The sequence below is a fragment of the Enterobacter cloacae complex sp. IR5384 genome, from assembly GCF_049237265.1.
In the GTDB taxonomy this organism is placed as follows: domain Bacteria; phylum Pseudomonadota; class Gammaproteobacteria; order Enterobacterales; family Enterobacteriaceae; genus Enterobacter; species Enterobacter cloacae.
Genome location: NZ_JBMKHJ010000070.1, coordinates 1 through 6,355, shown reverse-complemented (window position 1 = coordinate 6,355; position 6,355 = coordinate 1). Strand labels below are relative to the sequence as shown.

The following is a 6,355-nucleotide window of genomic DNA, read 5'->3' as shown; positions in this document are numbered from 1 at the left end:
TGAGCGCAATGTTTTCCATGATAGTTCTCCGAATGAAAGCCTGTCCTCAGCATAGTACCGGGAAGGAGGGAGTGACCATCTCATTAAATAAAGCACGCTAAGCCGGTTGCAGCGGCCGTAGCGGCCTGAACTTGCCCGCGCCGATCTTGGCGCTGCTGCGCCAGAGGTAATCGCCGGTCAGGTTGATGTGCTCCCAGCCGAGCGGCGACAGGTACTGCAACAGGCCGTCATCGACGGCTTGACCGTGGCCACGCAAGGCGTTCGCGGCCCGCTCCAGATAGACCGTGTTCCATAGCACGATGGCCGCCGTCACCAGGTTGAGGCCGCTGGCCCGGTAGCGCTGCTGCTCGAAGCTGCGGTCGCGGATTTCCCCCAGGCGGTTGAAGAACACGGCGCGGGCCAGCGCGTTGCGCGCCTCGCCTTTGTTCAGCCCGGCATGCACGCGGCGGCGCAGCTCGACGCTTTGCAGCCAGTCCAGGATGAACAGTGTGCGCTCGATGCGTCCCAGCTCACGCAGGGCGACGGCCAGGCCGTTCTGGCGCGGGTAGCTGCCAAGCTTCCTGAGCATCAGCGAGGCCGTCGCCGTGCCCTGCTTGATCGAGGTGGCCATCCGCAGGATTTCATCCCAATGGGCGCGGACGTGCTTGATGTTGAGCGTGCCGCCGATCATCGGTTTCAACGCCTCGTAGGTGGCATCGCCCTTCGGGATGTAGAGCTTGGTGTCGCCCAGGTCACGAATGCGCGGGGCGAAGCGGAAGCCCAGCAGGTGCATCAACGCGAAGACGTGGTCCGTGAACCCTGCCGTGTCGGTGTAGTGCTCCTCGATCCGCAGGTCGGATTCGTGATACAGCAGGCCGTCGAGCACGTAGGTCGAGTCGCGCACGCCGACGTTCACGACCTTGGTGTGGAACGGCGCGTACTGGTCGGAGATATGGGTGTAGAACGTCCGCCCTGGGCTGCTGCCGTATTTCGGATTGATGTGGCCGGTGCTCTCGGCCTTGCTGCCGGTGCGGAAGTTCTGGCCGTCCGACGATGACGTGGTGCCGTCGCCCCAATGCCCGGCGAAGGGATGTCGGAACTGCGCGTTGACCAGCTCGGCCAGTGCCGCCCCGTAGGTTTCGTCGCGGATGTGCCAGGCTTGCAGCCAGGCCAGCTTGGCGTAGGTCGTGCCGGGGCACGATTCCGCCATCTTGGTCAGGCCCAGGTTGATCGCGTCGGCGAGGATCGTGGTCAGCAACAGGTTTTTGTCCTTGGCCAGGTCGCCTGACTTCAGGTGGGCGAAGTGCCGGGTGAAGCCCGTCCATTCGTCTACCTCCAGCAGCAATTCGGTGATCTTGACGTGCGGTAGGATCATCGCCGTCTGGTCGATCAGGGCCTGTGCGGTATCGGGCACCGCCGCATCGAGCGGCGTGATCTTCAGGCCCGACTCCGTGATGATGGCGTCCGGCAGCTCGTTGGCCAGCGCCATGCGGTTGACGGTGGCGAGCTGCGTTTCCAGCAGCGTCAGCCGGTCATGCAGGTACTGGTCGCAATCGGTGGCCACGGCCAGCGGCAATTCGCTGGCCTGCTTGAGGCTGGCGAATTTCGCGGGCGGCACCAGGTAGTCCTCGAAGTCCTTGAACTGGCGCGAGCCTTGCACCCAGATGTCGCCGGAGCGCAGCGCGTTCTTCAGCTCCGACAGCGCGCACAGTTCGTAGTAGCGCCGGTCGATGCCGGTGTCGGTCATCACCAGCTTCTGCCAGCGCGGCTTGATGAACTCGGTCGGCGCGTCGGTGGGCACCTTGCGGGCGTTGTCGCTGTTCATGCTGCGCAGCACCTCGATGGCGTCGAGTACGTCCTTGGCGGCGGGCGCGGCCCGCAACTTGAGCACGTCGAGAAATTCCGGCGCGTAGCGGCGCAGCGTGGCGTAGCTCTCGCCGATGCGGTGCAGGAAATCGAAGTCCTCGGGTTGCGCGAGCCGCTGCGCTTCGGTGACGCTCTCGGCGAAAGCATCCCAGGACATGACGGCCTCGATGGCGGCGAACGGATCGCGGCCCGCTTGCTTGGCCTCGATCAGCGCCTGGCCGATGCGCCCGAACAGCCGCACCTTGGCATTGATCGCCTTGCCGGATGCCTGGAACTGCTGCTGATGCTTGTTCTTGGCGGCATTGAACAGCTTGCCCAGGATGCGGTCATGCAGGTCGATGATTTCGTCGGTGACGGTGGCCATGCCCTCGATGGCGAGCGCCACCAGGGTCGCGTAACGCCGCTGCGGCTCGAACTTCGCCAGGTCGGCGGGCGTCATCTGGCCGCCCTCGCGGGCGATCTTGAGCAGCCGGTTCTGGTGAACCAGCCGCTCGATGCCGGAGGGCAGGTCGAGCGCCTGCCACGCCTTGAGGCGTTCGATGTGTTCCAGCATGTGCCGCGAGTTCGGTTTGACCGGGGATTGCCGCAGCCAGGCCAGCCACGTCGTCTTGCCGTTGTCGCGGCGCTTGAGCAGATCGTCGAGGCGACGGCGATGCACGTCCGTCAGCGGCTCAGCCAAGGCGTCGTAGAGACGCCGGTTGGCGCGGGTAATCGCTTCGGCGCTCGCCCGCTCGACGGCGTTGAGGGCGGGCACAATGACCGACTGCCGCCGCAGGTGCTCGATCAAGGCTCTGGCCAGCACGATGCCCTTGTCGGTTTGCATGGCCAGCTCGGTCAGCAACTGGACAGCCTGCCGGTAGTGGCCAATCGTGAACGGCTGGAAGCCGAACACCGTTTGCAGCTCGACCAGGTGCTCGCGTCGGGTCTGCTCACGCTGCCCGTACTCGTCCCAGCTTTCGATGCCGACCTTGAGCTGGTTGGCGACCAGTCTCAGCAATGGCGGGAACGGTGGCTCATCAGCGCCAAGGATGACGCCGGGAAAGCGCAGGTAGCAGAGCTGCACCGCGAAGCCCAGCCGATTGGCCGGGCCGCGCCGCTGCCGGATGATGGAGAGGTCGCTTTCGCTGAACGTGTAGTGACGGATCAACTCATCCTTGGTGTCCGGCAACGCCAGCAGGCTTTCGCGCTCGGCGGCGGAGAGGATCGAACGGCGGGGCATGCGGTTTCCTTCTTCTTGAAAACGTAGGTTTGTGACAAGCCCGCCAAGGCAACCGGCGCGGCACGGGAATCAAGGCATTGCGATTCTCGAAAATAGTTCTTGAAATTCTATTCTTGATTGCATATCATCTCAACGAGTTTCGATAAGAAAGGATGCGCATGCGACCGTCTGTTGTGCTTGACATGAAGCGAAGCGCAGTGCGTGAAGCGGTAGGCCGCTTTCGCGCCGCGAACCCGCGCGTCTTCGGCTCGGTGCTGCATGGCACCGACCGGGATGGCAGCGACCTCGACCTGTTGGTCGATGCGCTGCCCGGTGCCACGTTGTTGGACTTGGGCGATTTGGAAGAAGAACTGAAATCGCTGCTCGGCGTTGACGTCGATCTGCTGACTCCCGGCGACCTGCCGCCGAAGTTCCGGGCCAAGGTGCTCGCGGAGGCGCAACCGATATGAGCGAGAACCGCCTGCCCGATTACCTCGACCACATTCAGCAGGCCGCAACCGATGCGCGCAGCTTCGTGGAAGGGATGGCCAAGGACGACTTCTTGGCCGACAAGCGCACCCAGCAGGCCGTCATCATGAGCCTGATCGTCATCGGCGAGGCGGCCACAAAGGTGATGGATGGCTACGTCGAGTTCACCCAGGCGCATGCCGACGTGCCGTGGCGCAGCATGCGCAATATGCGTAATCGCATGGCTCACGGCTATTTCGACATCAACCTCGATGTGGTGTGGGAGACGGTACAGGAATGGCTGCCGGCGTTGCTCCAGCAATTGCCCGCCGTGCGTCAGGATGCCGACGATGAAGACCGTAACGACAACTGTGAAAGAGGGATCTCCGATGACTGTTGAATCGAGAATATTTTCTGTAGCCGAGTATGTTCAGCCGTCCGAAGGCGAGCCTATTCGTTCCGTTGTGCTTGAAACCCGAGACTCAATTATCGTGGTTTGGCATGTCCATCCCGGGCAGGAAATTGCGGCTCACATTCATCCTCACGGCCAAGACACGTGGACTGTTTTGTCGGGAATGGCTGATTACTTTCAGGGCAATGGGATTGTTCGTGCCCTCAGGGAAGGTGAGATAGCCGTGGCAAGACCGGGCCAAGTGCACGGGGCGCGAAATACAGGTACCGAGCCATTTGTGTTAGTCTCGGTTGTGGCATCAGCCAATGCCGGTTTCGTATTGGCTGAGCGATAGAGCCCAATCTCTGGAGTTGGTCCAATGAGCGGTCGGGGAGATAGGTAACAGACATGCAGCGGACACGGCTGCTAAACCAGGTCGCAAACCTCCTTGCGTCGCAGCGTGCCGCAAGCGACGCGATCAATCGAATGGGGTCGGCATGAGACTGAACACCATCCAGTTCCCGACCGCGTAGCCGCCTGTCCTGCCGATCAGGTCTTGACCATCGACGCCTGGGATCAGTCCTGAATGTTCTTGGAGACCACTACGTTATGAGCCGCAGCCGCCGCAAAACACCCATCGTCGGGCACACGACCTGCGGCAGCGAGCGCGAGGACAAGAAGCTCTGGCATCAGCGCTGGCGCACCCGTGAGCGCACGGCGCTGACCAGCGCGTCGCCCGAAGCCCTGAGCGCCCATCTGCCCCTGCTGGAAAACCAGGCCAGCAGCGTCTGGTCGATGGGCAAGGATGGCCGCTCCTACTGGCCCGTCAAGCGCCAGGCCGCCACGGCGGATCGCATCGCCAATCACAAGGGACGCAACCCGCAAGAACGCGCCTCCCTGAAAAAGCGCCTGCTGCGCAAGTGGATGAGCAAATGAAGCTCTCCTTCCATCAGCACATTGCGCTGTTCTGGATGATCGGTGCTCCGGGCGTCTTCGCGCCCGTGATCGAGAACGCCAAGCGGCCCGATGCCGGCGCCGTCATGGCGTGGGGTGTCGCGATCGTGGCGGTGATGATCCTCTTCACCCCTTTGCTGCTGCGCTGTCCACCATTCCGGCGCTGGTATGGCCGGACGGATGCGCTGTCGGAGCGGCAGCGCCAGGCGCTTGCCGAGCGCGGCCTGCGCCGCTACTACCAGACCGCTTTCGATGACGGCTACGTGCCCCGCGTGATGCCCTACGTGTGGCGCATCATCTGGACGGTCGGCGGGTTGATGGCTGTGACCGCCGTACTGCCTACCAACACCGGACGGCCAGCCTTCGATGCCTTGGTGGTCTTCTCGACCTGGTATCCGATAGGCGTGATGCTGCTGGTTTTCGCGTCGAGGCCCCTTGGCCGGTTGATTCGCCAAAGAGCACAGGAGCGGCGGAAATGAGCACGTCAACCATCGAGGCGCTGGCCAGCGCCTGGGCAAGGATTGCCGAGGAAGCGGAATTCCCCGCTGACTACGAGGGGACTGCCACACCACAAGCGCATCGGGCTAGCGAAGCTATTCAGGAGCAGATTCGGGAGCGCATCGTCGCCACCAACGACATGCGGCTGTTCAGCCTGCTGCACCTGCTGAGTCAGGCGTCGCTGCGCATGGAGCAAGCGCTGTGGCCGGAGGATTACGAGCGGATGACGCGCGAGGTTGAGGAAGCCCTGCGGCAAGCCACCGACGCCAACGCCAGATCGTACACCCACGAAGAAGTGATGCAGGCGATGCAGGAACGCATCGACCGGGCGCGAGACAAGCCATGTTGATTGGCTATGCGCGCGTCTCGACGCAGGATCAGAACCTGGAGCTGCAACGCGAAGCCTTGAGCAAGGCCGGATGTAAAAAGGTCTTCGAGGACAAGGTGAGTGGCACGCGGGCAGACCGGCCTGGCTTGGCCAAGACGCTCGAAATGCTGCGCGAAGGCGATACTTTGGTCGTCTGGAAGCTCGACCGGCTGGGCCGGTCGGTCAAGCAACTGGTCGATCTGGTCGGCGATCTGCACAAGCACGGTGTCCAGTTCAGGAGCCTCACCGACTCCATCGACACCGGCACACCATCCGGGCGGTTCTTCTTCCACGTCATGGCGAGCCTTGCCGAAATGGAGCGCGAGCTGACCGTCGAGCGCACCCGCGCCGGGCTGGAAGTCGCCAAGCAGCTCGGCCGCAAAGGCGGCCGCAAGCCGAAGATGACCGACAGCAAGATCGAGTCGGCCAAGAAGCTGCTGGCCAGCGGGGTGCCGCCCAAGGACGTGGCCAAGAACCTCGGCGTGTCCATTCCGACGCTGTACCGCTGGGTGCCAGCCTCCACGCACGCTTAGCGTGCTTTATTTAATGAGATGGTCACTCCCTCCTTCCCGGTACTATGCTGAGGACAGGCTTTCATTCGGAGAACTATCATGGAAAACATTGCGCTCATTGG

At 62.8% G+C, this 6,355-nt stretch carries 8 protein-coding genes; 7 read left to right on the top strand and 1 reads right to left on the bottom strand.

Annotation, left to right across the window (positions count from 1 at the left end):
• Positions 1 to 97: 97 nt before the first annotated feature.
• Complete coding sequence (locus ACOTX3_RS25585; protein WP_015065644.1) at positions 98 to 3,064, bottom strand: Tn3-like element ISPa38 family transposase; 2,967 nt, start codon at positions 3,062 to 3,064, stop codon at positions 98 to 100.
• A 158-nt stretch (positions 3,065 to 3,222) separates the two neighbouring features.
• Between ACOTX3_RS25585 and ACOTX3_RS25580 the strand changes: the two genes are divergently transcribed.
• The 7 genes from ACOTX3_RS25580 (at position 3,223) to ACOTX3_RS25550 (ending at position 6,254) form a co-directional block, all read left to right on the top strand.
• On the top strand, positions 3,223 to 3,513 hold the full coding sequence (locus ACOTX3_RS25580) for a nucleotidyltransferase family protein (protein WP_001247892.1): 291 nt from the start codon (positions 3,223 to 3,225) through the stop codon (positions 3,511 to 3,513).
• On the top strand, positions 3,510 to 3,911 hold the full coding sequence (locus tag ACOTX3_RS25575) for a DUF86 domain-containing protein (RefSeq protein ID WP_001293886.1): 402 nt from the start codon (positions 3,510 to 3,512) through the stop codon (positions 3,909 to 3,911). The genes ACOTX3_RS25580 and ACOTX3_RS25575 overlap by 4 nt, the downstream gene beginning before the upstream one ends.
• Entirely contained in the window at positions 3,901 to 4,257 is a 357-nt protein-coding gene (locus ACOTX3_RS25570) for a cupin domain-containing protein (RefSeq protein WP_000215515.1), read from the top strand. Before ACOTX3_RS25575 ends, ACOTX3_RS25570 begins: the two co-directional genes overlap by 11 nt.
• A gap of 254 nt (positions 4,258 to 4,511) precedes the next feature.
• Complete coding sequence (locus tag ACOTX3_RS25565; protein WP_003100858.1) at positions 4,512 to 4,838, top strand: hypothetical protein; 327 nt, start codon at positions 4,512 to 4,514, stop codon at positions 4,836 to 4,838.
• Positions 4,835 to 5,335: a hypothetical protein gene (locus tag ACOTX3_RS25560; protein WP_003100856.1), complete on the top strand. Its 501-nt coding sequence runs from the start codon at positions 4,835 to 4,837 to the stop codon at positions 5,333 to 5,335. The genes ACOTX3_RS25565 and ACOTX3_RS25560 overlap by 4 nt, the downstream gene beginning before the upstream one ends.
• The gene (locus ACOTX3_RS25555) at positions 5,332 to 5,703 is read left to right on the top strand and encodes a hypothetical protein (protein WP_021243030.1); all 372 of its coding nucleotides are present in this window, start codon (positions 5,332 to 5,334) and stop codon (positions 5,701 to 5,703) included. Before ACOTX3_RS25560 ends, ACOTX3_RS25555 begins: the two co-directional genes overlap by 4 nt.
• The gene (locus ACOTX3_RS25550) at positions 5,697 to 6,254 is read left to right on the top strand and encodes a recombinase family protein (protein WP_003100847.1); all 558 of its coding nucleotides are present in this window, start codon (positions 5,697 to 5,699) and stop codon (positions 6,252 to 6,254) included. The genes ACOTX3_RS25555 and ACOTX3_RS25550 overlap by 7 nt, the downstream gene beginning before the upstream one ends.
• The last annotated feature ends 101 nt before the right edge of the window (positions 6,255 to 6,355 follow it).

Coding starts and splice junctions, on each gene's coding strand:
- ACOTX3_RS25555 (WP_021243030.1), top strand. CDS start 5,332: ATGAGCACGTCAACCATCGAGGCGCTGGCCAGCGCCTGGGCAAGGATT.
- ACOTX3_RS25570 (WP_000215515.1), top strand. CDS start 3,901: ATGACTGTTGAATCGAGAATATTTTCTGTAGCCGAGTATGTTCAGCCG.
- ACOTX3_RS25580 (WP_001247892.1), top strand. CDS start 3,223: ATGCGACCGTCTGTTGTGCTTGACATGAAGCGAAGCGCAGTGCGTGAA.
- ACOTX3_RS25550 (WP_003100847.1), top strand. CDS start 5,697: ATGTTGATTGGCTATGCGCGCGTCTCGACGCAGGATCAGAACCTGGAG.
- ACOTX3_RS25565 (WP_003100858.1), top strand. CDS start 4,512: ATGAGCCGCAGCCGCCGCAAAACACCCATCGTCGGGCACACGACCTGC.
- ACOTX3_RS25560 (WP_003100856.1), top strand. CDS start 4,835: ATGAAGCTCTCCTTCCATCAGCACATTGCGCTGTTCTGGATGATCGGT.
- ACOTX3_RS25575 (WP_001293886.1), top strand. CDS start 3,510: ATGAGCGAGAACCGCCTGCCCGATTACCTCGACCACATTCAGCAGGCC.
- ACOTX3_RS25585 (WP_015065644.1), bottom strand. CDS start 3,064: ATGCCCCGCCGTTCGATCCTCTCCGCCGCCGAGCGCGAAAGCCTGCTG.